This is a genomic window from Brevibacterium atlanticum (assembly GCF_011617245.1).
GTDB lineage: Bacteria > Actinomycetota > Actinomycetes > Actinomycetales > Brevibacteriaceae > Brevibacterium > Brevibacterium atlanticum.
In genome coordinates this window covers 3,104,150-3,123,092 of sequence record NZ_CP050152.1, presented here as the reverse complement: position 1 = coordinate 3,123,092, position 18,943 = coordinate 3,104,150, and the positions used below count along the sequence as shown (strand labels likewise).

Sequence of the window (18,943 nt, the reverse complement as noted above, 5' to 3'; positions counted from 1 at the left end):
CGTTGTCAGAATGATTGAAAGGTTCACAATGAGGCACAACCTTAAGTCCCATAAGAAGCTGGCCCTCTTCGGTGCCTCGGTCGCGATCGGCGCTCTCGCGCTCAGCGGCTGCGGCAATCAGAAGGGCCAGGGCAACGACGAAGCCGACAGCGGCTCCGGCGCCGACGGAGACGTCACCATCGCGCTGCTCCTGCCCGAGTCGAAGACCACTCGGTACGAATCGCTCGACAAGCCGAACTTCGAGAAGTACGTCGCCGAGGCCAACCCGGACGCGAAGATCGAATACCGCAACGCGAACCAGGACGCGACCCAGCAGCAACAGCAGTTCGAAGCCGCGGTGACCGAAGGCGTCGATGCGATCGTGCTCGACCCGGTCGATGCCTCAGCGGTGTCCTCGGCGCTGTCGAAGGCCGAAGCGAAGAAGATCCCGGTCATCTCCTACGACCGCTTCTTCAAGGGCGCGGACTACTACACCTCGTTCGACAACAAGAAGATCGGCAACCTGCAGGGCCAGGCCGTCCTCGACGGACTCAAGGACGCCGGCGTCGACCCGAAGTCGGGTCCGGTGTGGATGGTCAACGGCGACCCGAAGGACCCGAACGCCGCGGACTTCAAGGCCGGTGCCGAAGAGACACTCAAGGATGCCGGCGTCGACATCGCCGCCAGCCACGACACCCTCGACTGGAACCCCGACGATGCTCGTCAGTGGGTCGAAGGTCAGCTGCAGGGAGGCGGAGAGAAGCCGATCGCGATCTACTCGGCCAACGACGGCACCGCCGGCGGTGTCATCGCCGCGACGAAGAAGGCCGATGTCGAACCCGTCGTCACCGGTCAGGACGCCGAGGTCGACGGGCTGCAGAACATCCTCAAGGGCGATCAGTTCGCCACGATCTACAAGTCGATCCCACCGCAGGCCGAATTCGCGGCGAAGGCCGCAGTCGCTCTCGCGGGAGGGGAGGACGTCGGTGCGGGAACGACCTACAAGGACACCCCCACGGACTTCGTCGAGGCCGAGGTCGTGACCAAGGACAACATCAAGGACATCGTCGGTGATCAGATCAAGGCCGACGACATCTGCTCCGGAAGCGTCGAGAAGCTCTGCGAAGACGCCGGAGTGAAATGATCCGGCGCTGCAGCTGAGTCCGTTCTGCATCCGACCAGGCTCACCAGCGCTGCAGAGGCGACATGACCGTCCCGGCTGCCGGCGCCCATTACGGTGCCGGCAGCCGGGACCACCCAGAGTCGGACCACCGACAGTGACAAGTAGGAACAGATGACATCTGAGACACCCGACCCCGCACCCGCGACTTCGCGGACACCGGGCGGCGGCAGCGACACCGTGCTCGAACTGCGCGGAATCAACAAACGCTTCGGGGCCGTGCAGGCCCTCACCGACATCAACCTCACCGTCGGCCGCGGCGAAGTCGTCGGCCTCGTTGGCGACAACGGCGCCGGAAAATCGACACTGATCAAGGTCATCGCCGGCGTCCACGCCGCGGACGAAGGCGAACTCCAGATCAATGGTGTCGCGCAGAAATTCTCCTCACCGAAGGACGCGCAGAGGGCCGGAGTGGCCACCGTGTTCCAGGACCTCTCCCTGTGCGAGAACCTCGACGTCGTCGCCAATCTCTTCCTCGGGCACGAGAAGACCCGCGGAGGCGTGCTCGACGAGGTGGCCATGGAAGCCAAATCCTGGGAGCTGCTGCGCAGCCTGTCGGCGAAGATCCCGAGCGTGCGGGTCCCGATCGCGGCGCTGTCCGGCGGCCAACGTCAGACGGTCGCGATCGCTCGCTCGCTGCTGGGCGAACCCTCCCTCGTCATGCTCGACGAGCCGACCGCCGCCCTCGGTGTGGCACAGACCGCCGAAGTGCTCAACCTCATCGAGAGGCTGAAGGAACGCGACCTGGGAGTGCTGCTCGTCAGCCACAACATGGCCGACGTGCAGGCCGTGTGCGATCGGGTGCACGTGCTGCGCCTGGGCAAGGACGCCGGTGACTTCCCGGGTGACGAACGCACCGACGTGCTCGTCGCCGCGATCACCGGAGCCAGCGACAACGTCGTGACCAAGCGCGCGGCACGAAGGGGTGAACGCCGATGACCCGCAATTCCTTCATCACCGACGAACGGATCTCCTCCGAAGGCATCGTGGGCACGTTCGTCCGCCGCGTCAAAGAGGGTCAGCTCGGATCGTTCCCGGTCATCCTCGCCCTCGTCGTCATCGTCATCGTCTTCCAATCGGCCGATTCCAACTTCATCTCGCCGGCCAACCTCGTCAACCTCTCCACTCAGGTGGCGTTCCTCGCCATCCTGGCGCTGGGCATCAACCTCATTCTGCTGCTCGGTGAGATCGACCTGTCGTTGGCGCAGCTGGGCGGACTGGCCGCCTCGCTGCTCGGTGTGCTCGTCGTCAGGCAAGGTGTGCCGCCGGCGCTCGCGCTGATCATCATGCTGCTGCTCGGACTGGTCGTCGGTGCGATCCAGGGCTGGTTCTTCGCCGTCGTCGGCATCCCGGCGTTCGTCGTCACCTTGGCCGGTCTGCTCGCGTTCACCGGTCTGACGTTGACGACCCTGGGCACGCAGAAGAACCTGTCGATGTCGGACACCTTCGCCTTCGACTTCGCCAGCTTCTACTTCCCGGCGATCTGGGCGTATGTGTTCGGAGCGATCGCGATCATCGGCTTCGGTGCCGGCATCATCTATTCGAAGCTGCGTCGGCACAGCGAGGGACTCGACGCCCCGAGCTGGACGTCTGTGATCGTGCGCATCGTGCTGTTGGCCGCGATCGTCTTCGGGTTCCTCATCCTCGTCAACCAGGACTTCGGACTCGCGATGCCGTTCTTCCTCATGATCGTCATCGCCATCGTCATCGACCTCGTGCTGCGCAAGACCCGCTACGGCCGCTCCATCTACGCCGTCGGCGGCAAGGTCGAGGCCGCCCGCCGCGCCGGCATCCGCGTGACCTGGGTGCGCATCAGCGTATTCATGGCCGCCGGAGTCCTGGCCGCACTGTTCGGTTTCATCAAGACCGGTGTGACGACGAACGCGGGATCGACGCTGGTGAGCACGCAGGACCTGCTCAATGCGATCGCCGCGGCAGTCATCGGCGGCACCTCGCTCTTCGGTGGTCGCGGAACCGCGTGGGCGGCAGTGCTCGGTGCCCTGGTCGTCGGTGCGATCAACAACGGTCTCTACCTCATCGGCTTCAACTCCGATGCGCAGCAGATCATCACCGCACTCGTCCTGCTCACTGCCGTCGTCATCGACGCGCTCAGTCGCCGCGGTCAGAGGTACGTGGGTCGGGGATAGGCAGTCGCCACTGCCTCTTTTCGAGCGGACCCTGTTGCGGTGAGACCACCCCCAGCACGGGGTGGTCCCGCTACGACAGGGTCCGCTCGCCGGCTGTGTGTGCACAGCGCGGTACAGCGTCGCTGACTTGAGCGGTCGGTGAAGTGGCTTCAGGACGATAGGTCAACTGGGAGTGGGTGCGAGGCACGTGGTCGCCGTGCTTCGGACGGGCTGATACAGTCGGAGCCAATGACATGGGGTGCCTCATGAGGATCCGTTCGCACCAGACAGCTGCGCACGGAGGATACCGAGGCTGAGAGAACACCCATCGAACCTGATCTGGGCCATACTAGCGAAGGGATCGTCATGGTTGACTTCGACCTGCGTTCTGCCAACGCACGACTGCGTGCGTCCAACCCGCTCATCCAATGCATCACGAACACCGTCGTGCAGCAATTCAGCGCGAACGTGCTTCTGGCGCTCGGTGCCTCTCCGGCGATGCTCGACCACGAGGCCGACGCCGGTCAGTTCGCCGGCATCGCGAGCGGCGTCCTCATCAACTTCGGCACAGCTTCGAACCATCAGCTGCTCGCCGCCGATGCCGCCATCGACGTCGCGAACGCCGCCGGCAAGCCCTGGGTCCTCGACCCCGTCAGCGTCGGCGCCGTCGACTTCCGCACCTCCCGCATCCGCCGCGCCGCCGCCGACCACCCGACAGCGATCCGCGGCAACGCCTCCGAGATCGCCGCCCTGGCCGGAGTCGGCCTCGGTGGACGCGGAGTCGACTCCACCGACGAGGTCGACGCCGTCCTCCCCGCCGCGGCTCAGCTGTCGCGAACGACCGGTGCCATCGTCGCGGTCTCCGGACCCACCGACGCCGTCGTCGCTCACATCGACGGTACCGATCACGTCGCCCGCATCGACGGGGGCCACGAGTTCATGCCGCTGGTCATCGGCACCGGCTGCTCCCTCGGCGCCGTCACCGTCGCCTACCTCGCCGCCGCCCGCAGCGGTCTGGCCGATCCCGATGCCGACGCCTCAGCCGTCAACGCAGGTGAACACACCACCGACGGTGGAGCTGCCTCGGCGAGGTTCGAAGCCGTCGTCGCCGCCCACGCCCACTTCGCGGTCGCCGGGGAACTCGCCGCCGACGGGGCGAAGGGACCGGGCAGCTACTCGGTGAACTTCCTCGACGCACTCCATGCCGTCACCGGCGACCAGCTTGCGCAGGCACGGATGAGCCTCAGCACCCTCGATGCCGGCGAAAGCGTCCAAGCATGACCGCCGGACCCGCGCACATTGCCGACAGCGTGCACGGCACCGGGCCGGATGAAAGCGTGACCGACCGCTTCGCCGGCATCGACACCCGCCTCTACCTCGTCACCGATACCGCCCAGTGCGCAGCAGCCGGCCGCACCGTCGCCGAGACCGTGCAGGCCGCCGTCGCCGGGGGAGTGGGCATCGTCCAGGTCCGCGACAAGGTCATCGACGACGGGGACTTCTACTCGCTCACCCGCCAGGTCATCGCCGCTGTCGACACCGCCACCCGCGATACCGACCGCACCGTGCCCGTCGTCCTCAACGACCGCGTCGAGGTGGCCCGCCGGCTCATCGACGAAGGCGAGGACATCCACATCCACGTCGGCCAAAGTGATGCCACCGTCGCCGAGGTGCGCGCCGCCCTTGGTCCCGCACCCCTCATCGGTCTCTCGGCCGCGAACAGCGCCGAATTCGCCGCGGCCCGCGACTCCGGCGTCGTCGACCTCGTCGGCATCGGACCGGTCTTTGACACCACCACGAAGGCCGACGCGCCCGAGGGGATCGGACCCGACCGCCTCGGCGAACTCGTCACAGAGGCCGGGATCCCGGCGGTCGCGATCGGGGGGATCAGCCTCGATCGAGCTTCTGAGCTGCGCGGACGCGGATTGATCGGCATCGGTGTGGTCTCCGCGATCTGCACGGCCGACGATCCGACAGCAGCTGCCGAAGCGCTGCTCGCGGCCTTCGCCGACGGTGATGAGGCGGCCACGGGAAGTGACTCGTCCTCGCACACTGACGCACCCGAGGGCCGCCAGTCATGAGCACGCGCCCGCCGATCACCCTGTCCATCGCCGGCACCGATCCCAGCGGCGGCGCCGGCATCCACGCCGACCTCAAGACGTTCACCGCACGGAAGACCCTGGGCACGACCGTCATCACTGCCCTCGTCGCGCAGAACACCCACGGGGTGTCGCGGGTCTACCCGATCGATGATGACTTCGTCACCGACCAGCTCGACTCCGTGCTGACCGATATGCCGGTCGACGCCACGAAGTCCGGGATGCTCAGCACTCGGTCCCTCGTCGAACTCATCGTCGCCCGTGCCGCCGAGGGCGAGCTCGGCTTCTACACCGTCGACCCGGTGATGGTCGCGACCTCCGGCCACCGCCTCCTCGAGGCCGATGCCGTCGACGCGGTCCGCACCCACCTGCTGCCCGTGGCCGATCTCATCACCCCTAACCTCCCCGAGGCGGCCCTGCTCCTGTCTGATGACGAACCTGAGGCGCAGACCTCCGAGGAGATGCGTGACCAGGCGCTCCGCCTCCTCGAACGTGGGCCCGGAGCCGTCCTCCTCAAGGGAGGGCACGGCAGCGACGGAGACGTGCTCGACATCCTTGCCACCCGTGACGGGCAGATCCGCGAGTTCACCCACCCCCGCGTGGCGACCGCGAACACCCACGGAACCGGGTGCACCCTCTCGGCCGCGATCACCGCCGAGGTGGCCGTCCTCGGGCGCGAAGACGCGCGGCCCGAGATCGGGTCGGACCTCCTCGGCGAGGCCGTCGGCAATGCCCTCGACTACCTCGCCAGGGCGCTGAAATCGGCGGCTGACTGGCAGGTCAGCCTCGATCCCGAGGGTGCGCACGGACCCGTCGACCATCAGGTCGACATCGTCCGCGGCCGACCCGCCTGACCTGTCCTCTCCCACGAACACACTCACGACACACGAGCACACAGGAGTACTGATGAACGTCGATTTCTCCGCCGGACCGCTGACCGCTAAGCTCTGGGACCGTGTCCGCCCGATCATCGAGGAGATCGAAGCCCTACCGTTCCTCGCTCAGCTCGCCGACGGCAGCCTCGACGCGCGCGCCTTCGTCAACTACATCTCCCAGGACAGCCTGTACCTCAACGGTTATGCGAAGGCCATGTCATTCCTGGCCGCCAAGACCGTCGACCGTGACGAGTCCCGATTCTGGGCGGGTTCGGCCGCCGAGGCGATCACCGTCGAAGAGGGAATGCACGAAGAGCTGCTCGCCGATTCGCGGCTGGCAAACGCCCTGACCGAGCTCAACGACGAGGGCTCCCGCTTCAAGGCTTCGCCGACGACGCTCGGCTACGTGTCCTTCCTCATCGCCACGGCCGCCAGCCGCTCCTACGGCGAAGGCGTGGCCGGAGTGCTGCCGTGCTTCTGGGTCTATGCCCACATGGGCAAGGTGCTCGTCGAACAGGCCGGTCAGATGAGTGAGGACCACCCGTACCGGACCTGGGTGCAGACCTACGACTCACCAGGCTTCGACGAATCGACCCGCCACGCAGTGCAGATCCTCGAACAGGAACTCGCGAAGGCGCCGAACGAGGAGGCCACCCGGATGCGCGCGGCCTTCGAACAGGCCTGCGTGTACGAACTGCACTTCTGGGCCTCCGCGCACGCGATGCAGAACTGGGACGCCTCCGTCTTCCTGCCGCAGGACGCGACCGTCTGAGCTGCTCGGCGCAGTCGGTGACCTCGGCGGGCGAAGCCTGTGGAGGAGCCGCCACACGGCGAAACCCCAGGCAACGAGGAAGACCGCGGTCGGGACGAGCGTCAACCACTCCGGCATCGTCGCGCTCCGTGCTTCGCGCATGATGAAGACGAGCATCGAGCCGAGGGCGAAGATGAGCGCGGCGACTTCGCCCGGCGGCTTCCGGCGCGGCTGAGAAGAGGAAGGCATCCTGCGCTCTGACAACAGGGGAAGTCAGCGGTTCAGGGGCTCATACGCGTGGTGGAGCGCCGCCTACGCGAGGCCCAAATCTCAAGCGCGAGACGGGCCCGCCGGATCGTCCGGGTAGTGCATCGTCGGACCGAACGACCCGAGTGCATGCCAGCCGCGGCGCAGTGTCGTCCACAGCAGCACGTGGTCGACCTCGATCAGGGGGACGCGGTCATGCCTCGGGCAGGCGAAGCGACCGATGAAGAACACGACGGTCGTAAACATCACTGCAATCATGAACAGAATCAGCAGATCCATGGCGGCCCCCTCACACCCGTTTCGACTACGTGATCAAAGTGTCGCCCCAAATCACGGAGAAAGAAAGAGCTGATCCCACCTGGTGAGAGCACCGTGTTCAAAGACACTCGCTGCCGTCGTCGAGGCCGAGGTCGTTGCCGGGTCCACGCTCACGCGAACGAGGATGCCAGATTCTCTGCGGCCGAGACGACGGCATGGGCGGCCGCGCGACCCTGTTCGGCCGTGATCGAGGACGGGAAGGTGAAGCGCACGCTCGTCTGCGCGACCTCCGCCGCGATCCCCAGAGCCGTGAGCACATGAGAGGGCTCATCATCGCCGACCGCGCACGCCGATCCGCTCGACGCGGTGACACCGAGGCGCTCGAGTTCGAGGAGCACCGCCTCACCGCTGGTGCGGGAGAAGCAGAACGACGCATGGTTCGGGGTCCGCGATTCGGCACTGCCGGTGAGGAACCCACCGGGGATGTTGTCGACCACCTCGGCGATGAAATCATCGCGAATGGCTCGGACATGGGCGGCGGCTTCGGCCCGCTCCGCCTCGGCGAGTTCGAGGGCGGTGGCGAACGCGACAGCCATGGCCACGTTCTCCGTGCCCGACCGGCGCCCCGCCTCCTGACCGCCGCCGTGGATGAGCGGTTCGACGGGGATGCGGGCGCGGATCGCGGCGATCCCGACACCCTTCGGCGCCCCCACCTTGTGGCCGGCCAGGGTCAGCGCGTCGACGCCGAGCCCGGCCAGCGGCAACCAGCCGGCGGCCTGCACCGCATCCGTGTGGAACAGCGCCCCTGCCTCGTGGGCGATGCCGGCGAGGCTCCTGACATCAGCGACCGTGCCGATCTCATTGTTCGCGTACCCCACGCTCACGAGCACGGTGTCCGGGCGGATCGCCCTGGCCAGCGCCTCGGGCGCGATCGTGCCATCGGACTGAGGAGCCACCTCGGTGACGCCGAATCCGTGGATTCGGTGGAGGAATTCCACCGAGGCGAGCACCGCTTCGTGCTCGATGGGGGAGGTGACGATATGTCGCCGAGGCGGGGCCGCGGTCTGCGCGCCGAGGGCGATGCCGATGATCGCGAGATTGTCCGCCTCGGTGCCGCCGCTGGTGAAGGTGATGTCAGTCGCACGCATTCCGAGCACGCGCGCCACCCGCGCACGCGCATCGGCCAGGGCCTCCGCAGAGATGCGCCCGTAATCGTGGTGGCTCGACGGATTGCCGAAGGCACCGACCAGATACGGCCACGCCGCCTCGAGGGCCTCCCGGCGCACGGGCGCCGCCGAGGCGGTGTCGAGGTAGAGGCGGGCGCCGACCATGTCAGTGCTCCACCACGAGGTCGAGGCCGAGGTCGATGGCGCGCACGCTGTGGGTCAGTGCTCCGGACGAGATGACGTCGACGCCGGTGGACGCGATCTGCGGGATCGTGTCGAGGGTGACGTTGCCGCTGGCCTCGACGATCGCACGGCCGGCGATGAGGTCGACGCCTTCGCGCAGCTGATCGATGGTGAAGTTGTCGAGCATGATGATGTCGGCTCCGCCGTCGAGCACTGCCGGGATCTGATCGAGCCGGTCGACCTCGACCTCGATCGTCGTCGTGTGCGGTAGACGGGCCCGGGCCTCGCGGATCGCATCGGCGATGCTGCGGCCCTCACCTGCGAGGACGGCGAGGTGGTTGTCCTTGGCCATGACCGCATCCGAGAGCCCGAACCGGTGGTTGTGCCCGCCGCCGGCTACGACCGCGTGCTTCTCGAAAGCCCGGAGGCCAGGTGTGGTCTTGCGGGTGTCGACGACGCGTGCCCGCCCGGCGGTCGCATCGACATACGCCCTGGTCTGGGTGGCGATGCCGCTCATCCTCTGGCAGAAGTTCAGTGCGATCCGCTCGGCCCGCAGCACTGCTCGGGCGGGCCCGGAGACGGTGGCGAGCAGCCGCCCGGCAGAGAAGGCATCGCCGTCTGCCGCAGCGAGGTCGACCGTGACCGATGGGTCGATCAGGGTGAAGGCGCGGGCGAAGACCTCGATGCCGGCGAGCACCCCGTCCTCCCGTGCACGCAGTTCGGCCCGTGCCGAGGCGGTCGCCGGGATGAAGGTCTCACCGGTGATGTCGCCCCAGGGGGCGTCTTCGTCGAGGGCGAGCCGGAGCGCGGAGTCGATGGTCGCGGTGGTCAGCATGCGGCGGCCTCCTGGAGTGCGGGGTGGGTCGGAACGGAGTTGGTGGGGTGCAGAGTGTTGGTGGGGTGCGCAGTGTCGGGCTGTGCGGCGCGTGGGCCGTCGGTGCCCGGCCGCGAGCCGTCGGCTCCGGAGAGGGAATCGGTGCGGGTATGTGCGCCGAGGCTGTCCTCCCGACCCAGCGCATGCCTGGCCATGTGTTCGGCGATGAGCGCGAGATTCGCGGTCTCGTACGCCTCGACGAGCGACTCGTGGGCGAGATCTCCGGAGGGCCGATTCCCTTGGGGAAGGTCTTCGCGCGAGAGATCTTCGCGTGTCGGATTCGCAGCCCGAGCTCCGAGGCGGTCGAGCAGAGTCCGCAGGCCCTCGGCCGTGCGCTCGACGCCGAGGTTGTCCCAGGTGAGGGCCTGCAGCTGCGTTCGTGTCAGTGCCGACTGGTGCACTGTATCGATGGGGGAGAACAGCGGAGTGTGGTCGCGGTGGACGTTGCGGTGGACCGACGTCGAGCTGTCGACAGCGAGGTCGCCGCCAGACGAGGTGGGCCCGGTGCTCGTGGGCACGGAGGCGTCGGGCAGCGCGTCGATGGCTGCTGCCGCCCGGGCGGCGAATACTGCTCCTTCGAGCAGGGAGTTCGAAGCCAGACGGTTCGCACCGTGGACCCCGGTGCACGCGACCTCGCCGACGGCGAAGAGGCCGTCGATGGTCGTGCGGCCGTCGAGGTCTGTGGCCACTCCGCCCATGAAGTAGTGGGCGGCGGGAGTGACGGGAATGAGATCGGTGGACAGATCCAGACCATGAGGGGCCAGGCCTGCGGTGATGCTCGGGAATCTCGCGCTCACCTCGGGCACGGCCCGGGCATCGAGGAAGCAGGGTCGTCCGTCCTGAGCTGCCGAGGTCCGGTGCAGAGCCAGGGCCACCACGTCGCGTGGGGCGAGCTCGGCGCGGTCGTCGACTGTGAGCATGAACCGACGGCCGTGCTCATCGAGCAGAAGCGCACCGGCTCCGCGCAGCGCCTCGGAGAGGAGGAACCCCGGCCCGGCCAGCGCGGTCGGATGGAACTGGAAGAACTCGAGGTCACGCACCTGTGCACCGGCTCGGATGGCCGCGGCCAGACCGTCACCGGTCGCCGCCGCCGGATTCGTCGTGTGTGCGAAGACCTGCCCGGCCCCGCCGGTGGCGAGCACGACCGCCTCGGCGCCCAGCCGTTCGAGGCGGCCCTCGCGCAGGACGGTGACACCGGTGACGCGGTCGGATTCGCGCGCGTCCGCCTCGGTGGTCACACCCGAAGTGGCCGCGCCCGACTGGGCGGTCGCGCCCGAAGTGGGTACGCCTGATGAGGCAGTCGCGCCGTGGTCGGTCGTGATGTCGATGAGCATCGTGTGCTCGAGCAGCCTCACGCGGCCGGCGTCCACCTCGGTGCGCAGCCGTGCCGTCAGGGTAGTGCTGATGGCACGCCCGGTCGCGTCACCTCCTGCGTGGACGATGCGGGGACGCGAATGCGCCCCCTCCATTGCGCGCGCCCATGACCCGGTCGGGTCCGTGTCGAAGACGACCCCCGCCTCGGCGAGGGTGGTGATCGCCTCTCCGCCGGCCTCGCACAGAGTGCGCACGGCCGCGGCGTCGCAGTGCCCTGCCCCAGCAGACAGGGTGTCGGCAATGTGCGCGTCGACGGTGTCGTCGGGGCCGATGACACCGGCGATCCCACCCTGCGCCCACGCGGTGTTCGACTCACCGAGGTGACCCTTCGTGACCACGGTGACGTCGTGGCGACCGGACAGTCGCAGGGCCGCGCTCAGACCGGCGATCCCGGTCCCGACGATGACGACCCGGCGCATCAGATCCGCGGCTTCGCGGCGAGCATCCGCTCGAGGGAGACCCGAGCGGGCTCGGCCACCTCGGCGTCGACGGAGATCTGATTGACGACCTCGCCGTCGAGGAGGGACTCGAGCACCCAGGCGATGTAGCCGGGGTGGATGCGATACATCGTCGAGCACGGGCAGATGACGGGATCGAGGCAGAAGATCTCGTGCTGCGGATATTCGGCGGCCAGCCGCTGGACGAGGTTGATCTCGGTGCCGACAGCGAACGTGGTCGGCTCGGTCGCGTCGGCGATGGCCTTCGTGATGTAGGCGGTCGACCCGGACTCATCCGCGGCCTCGACGGTCTCGCGCGGGCATTCGGGGTGGACGATGACGCGGACCTCGGGGTGCTCGGTCCGAGCCTTGGTGATCTGGGCGGGGGTGAAGCGTTTGTGCACGGAGCAGAACCCCTGCCACAGGATGACCTTCGCGTCGGTGAGTTCCTGCTCGGTGTTGTTGCCCAGCGGTCGGGCGGGGTTCCACAACGGCATCTCGTCGAGTCCGATGCCCATGTCCACCGCGGTGTTGCGTCCGAGGTGCTGGTCGGGGAAGAACAGGACCCGCCGCCCGCGTTCGAATGCCCATTCGAGGACCACCTCGGCGTTGGACGAGGTGCACACGATGCCGCCGTTGCGGCCGCAGAATCCTTTGATCGCCGCGGAGGAATTCATATACGTGACGGGGATGACCGGGACCCGGCCCTCAGCATCCGGGGCGGTGCCGAAGATCTCGGCCAGCTGCTCCCAGCAGTCCTCGACCTGATCGATCGAGGCCATGTCGGCCATCGAGCAGCCGGCGGCGAGGTTGGGCAGGATGACCGACTGGTTCGGCTTCGAGAGCAGGTCGGCGGTCTCGGCCATGAAGTGTACGCCGCAGAAGACGATGGCCTCGGCCTCCGGGCGGTGTTGGGCGGCCTGGGCGAGCATGAACGAGTCGCCGATGTAGTCGGCGTGTTCGACGACCTCGACCCGCTGATAGTGATGGCCGAGCATGACGACCCGATCGCCGAGGGAAGCCTTGGCCCTGCGGATGCGGGCATCGAGCTCCGCGGGGGAGGCCCGCTTGTACTCCTCCGGGATCTCGCCCTGACGAGGTGCAAGAGCAGGGATCGGGTCGGACAGCGAGGCACCGGGGCCGTAGCCGGGCCGTTCGTCGACGTCCCACGGGGCATCGAGCAGTTCGGACGAACACATGTCGTCGCCTTTGCGACTGGCAGAGATGTCCTTGAGGGTGAGTTCGATCGAAGCTGTCGTGGTCATCATCGTCCTTCGTTCCAGGTTTTGCTCAAAGTTGATTTAATGCTTTGCGCAGATTTGAGCTTAATCCTGTGGTGGCGGAATAGACAACTCCGGCGTCCGCGTCCGCGTCGGCGCGGCGAGGCCGGCGGCGAAAGCAGCGGTGGGCGTGGCGCTGACGGCGGTGATGCAGATGGCCGGGGAGGCGGCGGATGCTCTAGGCTGTGGTCTGGCTCGCAACCCGAGTCGATGCGCACTGCGGTGGGCGCCCCGTGAGAGGACTTGTCGCTCCCGACCGGAGCACGGGCCTCACCCCGCCCGCGCCGACGCCGAAGACAACGCACATCCGAAGGATTCTCATGCCCGAAGCGGCACATTCGAACCAGACAGCATCGACGACCTCAGCCGAAGAGCCGTCCCCGTACGGCGGGGGAGCAGCCAAGCCTGCCGCAGGCGGCACGGCAGCGAGCAGCGGGAGTGCGGCTGCCGCAGGCGGCGGCGCACCGGCGGCCCCGCCTCGGCGGATCCGCACGCTCGACCTCGTCAAGGCCAAGGCCGAGGGGAGGCGTTGGGCGATGCTGACAAGCTATGACCAGTACACGGCCGCGCTGTTCGAGCAGGCCGGTGTCGAGGCCCTGCTCATCGGCGATTCGGCGGCGAACAACGTCTACGGTCACGACACGACCCTGCCGGTCACCGTCGACGAACTCATTCCGCTGGCTCGTGCGGTCGCTTCGGCGACGTCGCGGGCTCTCATCGTCGCCGACCTGCCCTTCGGCAGTTACGAGATCTCCGACGAACAGGCCGTCGCCACGGCCGTGCGGTTCATGAAGGAAGCCGGCGTCCACGCCATCAAGCTCGAAGGCGGTGTGCGGATGGCCTCACGGATCAAGGCGATCACGAACGCAGGGATCCCCGTCATGGCACACATCGGCTTCACCCCGCAGGCCGAGCACAACCTCGGCGGATACAAGGTCCAAGGCCGCGGCGGTGCCGGTGACGCGCTGCTCGAGGACGCCCGCGCCGTCGCCGAGGCGGGCGCGTTCTCCGTGGTCATGGAGATGGTGCCCTCGGGGCTGGCCGGGCAGGTCACGGCCGAGCTGGACATCCCGACCGTGGGCATCGGCGCCGGCGCCGACTGTGATGCGCAGGTGCTCGTGTGGCAGGACATGGCCGGACTGCGCACGGGCAGGGCCCCGCGGTTCGTCAAGCGCTACGCGGACCTCCATTCCGTGCTCACCGAGGCGGTCGGGACCTATGTCGACGAAGTGAAGTCCGGGGTCTTTCCTGAACCCGAGAGGAGCTTCGACTGATGGAGGTCGGCGGCATCCAAGCCCTGCGGCAATGGCGGTCGCGGCAGACCGGCCGAGTCGGACTCGTACCGACGATGGGTGCGCTGCATTCAGGACACCAGGCGCTGATGACCCGGGCCCGCGCCGAGGCCGACCTCGTCGTGACGTCGATCTTCGTCAACCCACTGCAGTTCGGTCGTGACGAGGACTTCGTGCAGTACCCGCGTCCGTTCGCCACGGACCTCGAGAAGTGCGAGGAGGCCGGGGTCGACTTCGTCTTCGCGCCCGCGCTGGGGGAGATGTACCCGTCAGCGCCCGAGGTCAGAGTGGTCGCTGGGCGGATGGGCGCCGTGTTCGAGGGTGAGGCCCGGCCCGGTCACTTCGACGGTGTGCTCACCGTCGTGGCGAAGCTGTTCACCCTCATCGACCCCGACCTCACGGTGTTCGGGCTCAAGGACATCCAGCAGTTCTGCCTGGTCAGGCGCATGATCGCCGATCTCAACTTCGACATCGAACTCATCGGACTGCCTGTCGTCCGCGATGCCGACGGCCTGGCGATGTCGAGCCGCAACGAATACCTCTCACCTGAGGATCGGGCTCGCGCGCTCGCGATTCCGCAGGCTCTCGATGCCGCCGCCGCGGTGGCCCGAGGGGCGGGTGCGAGTGGTCCCGGCGGGAACCTGCCGGGAGCAGTCGAGGACGCAGCCAGAGCTGTGATCGACGAGGCGGTCGAGCGCAGGGACCTCGACCTCATCTACCTCAGCCTCGTCGACGAGGCGACATTGCAGCCGTGCGGTCCGGACTTTCGGGGATCCGCGCTGCTGCTCGTCTCTGCGACCGTCGGCGGCACCCACCTCATCGACAATCTGCCGCTCGAATTCTGAGGGTCGGCGACGGAATCCGCGCTTCGATAGGCAATCGTGATCGGTCTATGAACATTCTGTTAACGCATTGACATGTACTTATGCGACATGGGTGTGATGTGCTCACACGTGTGGTTTCGAGAATAGGCATCGGTCGAATAGGTCTTGTCCTGAAAGTTCGCTAAGAATAGACTCCAAAACAGCAAGCGAAAAAACGCCTTGTCAATTCGCTGTAGCCGAAGGAGAAAAGCGACATGCAAAGCCAAGACATATGGTCGGTCCTGACGAAAGTCGGACTGGCAATCGTCATTCTCATCGTCACCTGGATCCTTGCCGCCATCGTCAAGTGGGCGATCGGCAAACTCGTCACGAAGGTGCCCGCTCTTCAGAAGGACGGAAGCAACGGGCAGCAGATCGGAAAATCGGTCGGACAGATATCCGGATTGGTCGTCTGGCTGCTCGGCCTCATCGCCGTCCTCCAGCTCTTCGAACTCGATCAGGTCCTCACTCCGCTGCAGGGGCTGCTAGACGGAATATTCGGATTCCTGCCCAATGTCATCGGTGCGGGATTCATCTTCTTCATCGGCTACGTCTTTGCGAAGATCGCCAAGCAGCTCGTCCAGACGGCCCTCAACGCCGTCGATCTGACGAAGCTGACGTCGAAGTTCCGGTCACTCGGCGACAAAGCCACCGGTGTGGTCGACGGTTCGGCGAACGCCGGACGGCCCCAGCACGATGCCGCCACCCAGCAGGTACCGCAGGGTCAGCAGGGAGCGCCGCCCCAGGGCCAGCCGCAGCAGGGTCACCCGCAGCAGGGTCACCCGCAGCAGCCCGGCTACGCTCCGAACCCGAACGCCGAGGCGAATGCGAAGATCTCGAATCTCATCGGCAACCTGGTCTTCGGAATCATCATCATCGTCGTCGCGATCTCCGCTCTGCAGGTGCTCGGCATTGAGGCGATCTCGGGTCCGGCCGAGCAGATGCTGCAGATCTTCCTCAATGCGATCCCGCTCATCATCGCCGCCGGCATCCTGCTGGCCATCGGCTTCGTCATAGCGAAGTTCCTCGGCAATCTGCTCGAGCAGATCCTCGAGGGCATCGGCACCGATAAGGCGATCGCCGAGATCGGCATCGTCCCCGAGGGAACGAGCGCCTCGAACGTGATCACCCGCATCGTCCAGGTCGCCATCATGATCTTCTTCGCGATCATGGCCACCCGGATGCTCGGCTTCCCCGAGATCACGAACATCCTCAACGAGATCCTCGACCTCGGCGGCAGCGTCCTCTTCGGTGCTGCGATCATCGCCGCCGGCTTCCTCATCGCCGCGATCATCGGGAAGTTCATCACGAACAACCTCGCGTCGAAGGTCCTGCGCTACTCGGCCATCGCGCTGTTCATCGCGATGGGGCTGCGCTACATGGGACTGGCCGATTCGATCATCAACCTCGCCTTCGGCGCGGTCGTCATCGGCGGTGCAGCGGCAGCGGCTCTGGCCTTCGGCCTCGGCGGCCGTGATGCGGCGGCGAAGATGCTCGACAAGGTCGACCTCGACGAGGTGGCCGATGACAAGGGCGCAGGCGGAACCACGCACACCGGCACCGTCGGCAACGGCGGGGTCGCCGGAAACGGCGGACCCGGTGCCAGCGGAGGAGCCGCCTCGGCGGGTGATCCTCAGAACTGATGGACTGAACCGATTCGCGACCGGCACCTGAGGTCGGGCGCGACCAGGGGTGGGGAGTCGAGACAGAATCTCGACGCCCCACCCCTTCATCGTCCCCGCCCATGAGGAGAACAGCCCTATTCCGACCCCCGGGAGTGGGAGCGGGTAGCCCCGTGATCTCCACGTGCGGTCATTTCACCGTGGAGGTTCCGTCGGTTACGCGGATCCTCCTCGACGCGTGTCATCACGCTTGTTGGGTGGGCGAAATGGTCGGGAGATCTCGCGGAATCTCCGACCATTTCGCCCACCCAGGATGCTCCGCGAAGCGCCGTTGAGTGATGACCAACGAGCCGCGGATGACGGGCGCGGAACTGAGCTCGGGAAGCCGTGCGGCGAATGTCGCTGGTTCAGATCGGGATGGCGATGACGGCGATGCCGATGACGAGCAGAATGATCGAGGAGGCCGACTCGATGACGAAATCGGCGCTGCGATGGGCCATCGCCGAGGCGGCGAGGCTCGCCATGCACGCGAGGATCAGCTGATACGACAGCAGCACGCCGAGGACGAGGACGATGAGGACCGCGTAGTCGACTCCGCTCGGTGAGGCGGGCACGAGCGTGGGCAGGATGGCGAGGAAGAACAGGCCGACCTTCGGGTTGCTCAGCGAGGAGATGATGCCGCGGCGGTAGGACACGACCGAGCGCAGGTGCCCTCGCGTACTCGACTCCATGACGGTCGCGATCTCGCTGACCGGGCCCTCGGACGGGCTCGCCGAGGTGGCCCGCAGTTCGTCGCGCAGCCGACGACGGAGCCGGATGGCCTGGCGGGCGGCGAGGATCCCGAGGAAGCAGAGGTAGAGGCCGCCGATGATCTTGAGGACCTGCACTGCCGCGGGGTAGACGGTCAGCAGCGCGGAGACGCCGGTGAGTGCGAGCACCATCCAGATGACGGTGCCGGTGGCCGTGCCGAGTGCGTAGACGAGTCCGGCCTTCCGGCGCAGGGAGGAGAGGCGGATGGTGAGGATCGTCTCGGGGCCGGGTGTGACGGCGAGGGCGGCAGCGGCGCCGGTGACGGTGATGATCTCGGGACCGGTCACGGCTCTCCTTCGGGTGGGGCGGGCGGTTGGTGTGCGTCCATCGGCGGTGCGGTTGGTCCGGCCGGTGCGGTCCGGGCCGGGAGGAGTGCGCCCCGTGGAAACGACACGTATCCCACGGGGCACAAGACCATTCTGCAGGCCTCGATCAATCATGAAAAGCAATTGATGATGAATGATCATCAGGTTTTCTCTAATGGTTGTGGGCTAGGCTGTGACCATGTGGGATCTCAATCGGCTGCGGGTCTGGCGAGCCGTCGTCGCCACCGGCTCCGTCGTGGCCGCGGCGAAGAGCCTCAACTACACGCCCGCGACGGTCAGTCAGCACATCACCACGCTGCAGAAGTCGGTCGGCGCCTCGCTGTACCGGCGGTCTGGCCGCGGCATCGAGATCACCGAGTTCGGCAAACGTCTGGCCGAGGACTCCGGCGAGGTCTTCGCTTCGGTGGCCAAGCTCGACGATCTCGTCGAGAGCTTCCGCAACGTCAGCCGACCCCGCATGCGCATCGCCGCCTTCACCTCCTTCAACGCCCGCCTGCTGCCGGGCATCATCGAGGCCGTCGCCACGGAACATCCAGACCTGCGCTTCGACATCCAGCTCAACGAGCCGGCGAAGGGCGGGCGCAGCCACTGCCTCATCGAGGTCCGCGCCGAAGTGCCGCAGGAAGGCGAGGTCCATCTGCCCGGGATGACGCGCATCCCGCTCTTCGACGACGACTATCGGGTCGTCGTCTCCGAACGCCACGAGCTCGCCGGCTGCGAGTCGGTGCCGTTCATCGGCCTCGCCGAGCAGCATTGGGTCGACCACGACCTGTGGGCGGGACCGACGAGCACGGTCGTCGACCTCGCATGCGCGGCCGCGGGATTCGAGCCGCGGAACTTCGCGGCCTGCGAGGACGACTTCGCGGCACTCGCGCTCGTGGCCTCGAACCTCGCGATCACCGTGCTGCCCCGTCTGTCGACGCTGCAGCTGCCGCCGGGCCTCGTCGCCGTCGACCTCACCGATCCGGTGCCGGTTCGGCGGATCGTCATGCATGTGCGAGACAAGGATGCGCACCTGCCGCACGTGCGTGCCTTCACGACCGCCGCCGAGGCCGCCGTCGCCACCCACCTCACCTCTCTTACTACCTGACGGCGGCCCAGCAACCTGGCGCGAGGTTGCTGGGCCGCCGTCAGGTAGTTCTGGGAGGGGAGACGCCGTGTTCCTCATAGTGGGCTGAGAC

The 18,943-nt window shown here is 67.1% G+C and carries 17 protein-coding genes and 1 riboswitch; of the genes, 11 read left to right on the top strand and 6 right to left on the bottom strand.

Features of this window, described 5'->3' with window-relative positions; genetic code table 11:
• Positions 1 to 28 precede the first annotated feature (28 nt).
• From GUY23_RS13960 to GUY23_RS13930, 7 genes are all read left to right on the top strand, one after another.
• Complete coding sequence (locus tag GUY23_RS13960) at positions 29 to 1,123, top strand: substrate-binding domain-containing protein (protein WP_166973255.1); 1,095 nt, start codon at positions 29 to 31, stop codon at positions 1,121 to 1,123.
• Between the two features lie 150 nt (positions 1,124 to 1,273).
• On the top strand, positions 1,274 to 2,098 hold the full coding sequence (locus GUY23_RS13955; protein WP_166973253.1) for an ATP-binding cassette domain-containing protein: 825 nt from the start codon (positions 1,274 to 1,276) through the stop codon (positions 2,096 to 2,098).
• Positions 2,095 to 3,306: a sugar ABC transporter permease gene (locus GUY23_RS13950; RefSeq protein ID WP_166973251.1), complete on the top strand. Its 1,212-nt coding sequence runs from the start codon at positions 2,095 to 2,097 to the stop codon at positions 3,304 to 3,306. Before GUY23_RS13955 ends, GUY23_RS13950 begins: the two co-directional genes overlap by 4 nt.
• Before the next feature lie 224 nt (positions 3,307 to 3,530).
• A riboswitch (TPP riboswitch) is annotated at positions 3,531 to 3,664 on the top strand.
• The gene (gene thiM, locus GUY23_RS13945) at positions 3,652 to 4,566 is read left to right on the top strand and encodes a hydroxyethylthiazole kinase (RefSeq protein ID WP_166973249.1); all 915 of its coding nucleotides are present in this window, start codon (positions 3,652 to 3,654) and stop codon (positions 4,564 to 4,566) included. It overlaps the preceding riboswitch by 13 nt.
• Positions 4,563 to 5,366, top strand: a complete 804-nt coding sequence (thiE, locus tag GUY23_RS13940) for a thiamine phosphate synthase (RefSeq protein WP_166973247.1) — start codon at positions 4,563 to 4,565, stop codon at positions 5,364 to 5,366. The genes thiM and thiE overlap by 4 nt, the downstream gene beginning before the upstream one ends.
• On the top strand, positions 5,363 to 6,238 hold the full coding sequence (thiD, locus tag GUY23_RS13935) for a bifunctional hydroxymethylpyrimidine kinase/phosphomethylpyrimidine kinase (protein WP_166973245.1): 876 nt from the start codon (positions 5,363 to 5,365) through the stop codon (positions 6,236 to 6,238). Before thiE ends, thiD begins: the two co-directional genes overlap by 4 nt.
• A 52-nt stretch (positions 6,239 to 6,290) precedes the next feature.
• Entirely contained in the window at positions 6,291 to 7,031 is a 741-nt protein-coding gene (locus GUY23_RS13930) for a TenA family protein (RefSeq protein WP_166973243.1), read from the top strand.
• A gap of 309 nt (positions 7,032 to 7,340) precedes the next feature.
• On the opposite strand, the gene GUY23_RS13925 is transcribed toward GUY23_RS13930, so the two are convergent.
• The 5 genes from GUY23_RS13925 to nadA form a co-directional block, all read right to left on the bottom strand.
• Complete coding sequence (locus GUY23_RS13925) at positions 7,341 to 7,556, bottom strand: hypothetical protein (RefSeq protein ID WP_166973241.1); 216 nt, start codon at positions 7,554 to 7,556, stop codon at positions 7,341 to 7,343.
• Between the two features lie 149 nt (positions 7,557 to 7,705).
• A complete protein-coding gene (locus GUY23_RS13920) occupies positions 7,706 to 8,866 on the bottom strand; it encodes a cysteine desulfurase family protein (RefSeq protein WP_166973239.1) in 1,161 nt (386 codons plus the stop codon).
• A gap of 1 nt (position 8,867) precedes the next feature.
• Positions 8,868 to 9,719, bottom strand: a complete 852-nt coding sequence (nadC, locus tag GUY23_RS13915) for a carboxylating nicotinate-nucleotide diphosphorylase (protein WP_166973237.1) — start codon at positions 9,717 to 9,719, stop codon at positions 8,868 to 8,870.
• On the bottom strand, positions 9,713 to 11,551 hold the full coding sequence (nadB, locus tag GUY23_RS13910) for an L-aspartate oxidase (protein WP_166973235.1): 1,839 nt from the start codon (positions 11,549 to 11,551) through the stop codon (positions 9,713 to 9,715). The genes nadC and nadB overlap by 7 nt, the downstream gene beginning before the upstream one ends.
• Positions 11,551 to 12,834 carry a quinolinate synthase NadA gene (gene nadA / locus GUY23_RS13905; protein ID WP_166973233.1) on the bottom strand — a complete coding sequence of 428 codons (1,284 nt, stop codon included), beginning with the start codon at positions 12,832 to 12,834 and terminating at the stop codon, positions 11,551 to 11,553. The genes nadB and nadA overlap by 1 nt, the downstream gene beginning before the upstream one ends.
• A 335-nt stretch (positions 12,835 to 13,169) precedes the next feature.
• On the opposite strand from nadA, the gene panB reads away from it, so the two are divergent.
• From panB to GUY23_RS13890, 3 genes are all read left to right on the top strand, one after another.
• A complete protein-coding gene (gene panB / locus GUY23_RS13900; RefSeq protein ID WP_166973231.1) occupies positions 13,170 to 14,123 on the top strand; it encodes a 3-methyl-2-oxobutanoate hydroxymethyltransferase in 954 nt (317 codons plus the stop codon).
• Positions 14,123 to 14,986, top strand: a complete 864-nt coding sequence (gene panC, locus GUY23_RS13895) for a pantoate--beta-alanine ligase (RefSeq protein ID WP_166973229.1) — start codon at positions 14,123 to 14,125, stop codon at positions 14,984 to 14,986. The genes panB and panC overlap by 1 nt, the downstream gene beginning before the upstream one ends.
• 233 nt (positions 14,987 to 15,219) lie before the next feature.
• Complete coding sequence (locus GUY23_RS13890) at positions 15,220 to 16,647, top strand: mechanosensitive ion channel (protein WP_166973227.1); 1,428 nt, start codon at positions 15,220 to 15,222, stop codon at positions 16,645 to 16,647.
• Between the two features lie 386 nt (positions 16,648 to 17,033).
• Here GUY23_RS13890 and GUY23_RS13885 read toward each other — a convergent pair whose 3' ends face one another.
• Positions 17,034 to 17,723: a LysE family translocator gene (locus GUY23_RS13885; protein WP_228282353.1), complete on the bottom strand. Its 690-nt coding sequence runs from the start codon at positions 17,721 to 17,723 to the stop codon at positions 17,034 to 17,036.
• A 217-nt stretch (positions 17,724 to 17,940) separates the two neighbouring features.
• Between GUY23_RS13885 and GUY23_RS13880 the strand changes: the two genes are divergently transcribed.
• On the top strand, positions 17,941 to 18,852 hold the full coding sequence (locus GUY23_RS13880; RefSeq protein ID WP_166973223.1) for a LysR family transcriptional regulator: 912 nt from the start codon (positions 17,941 to 17,943) through the stop codon (positions 18,850 to 18,852).
• Positions 18,853 to 18,943 lie beyond the last annotated feature (91 nt).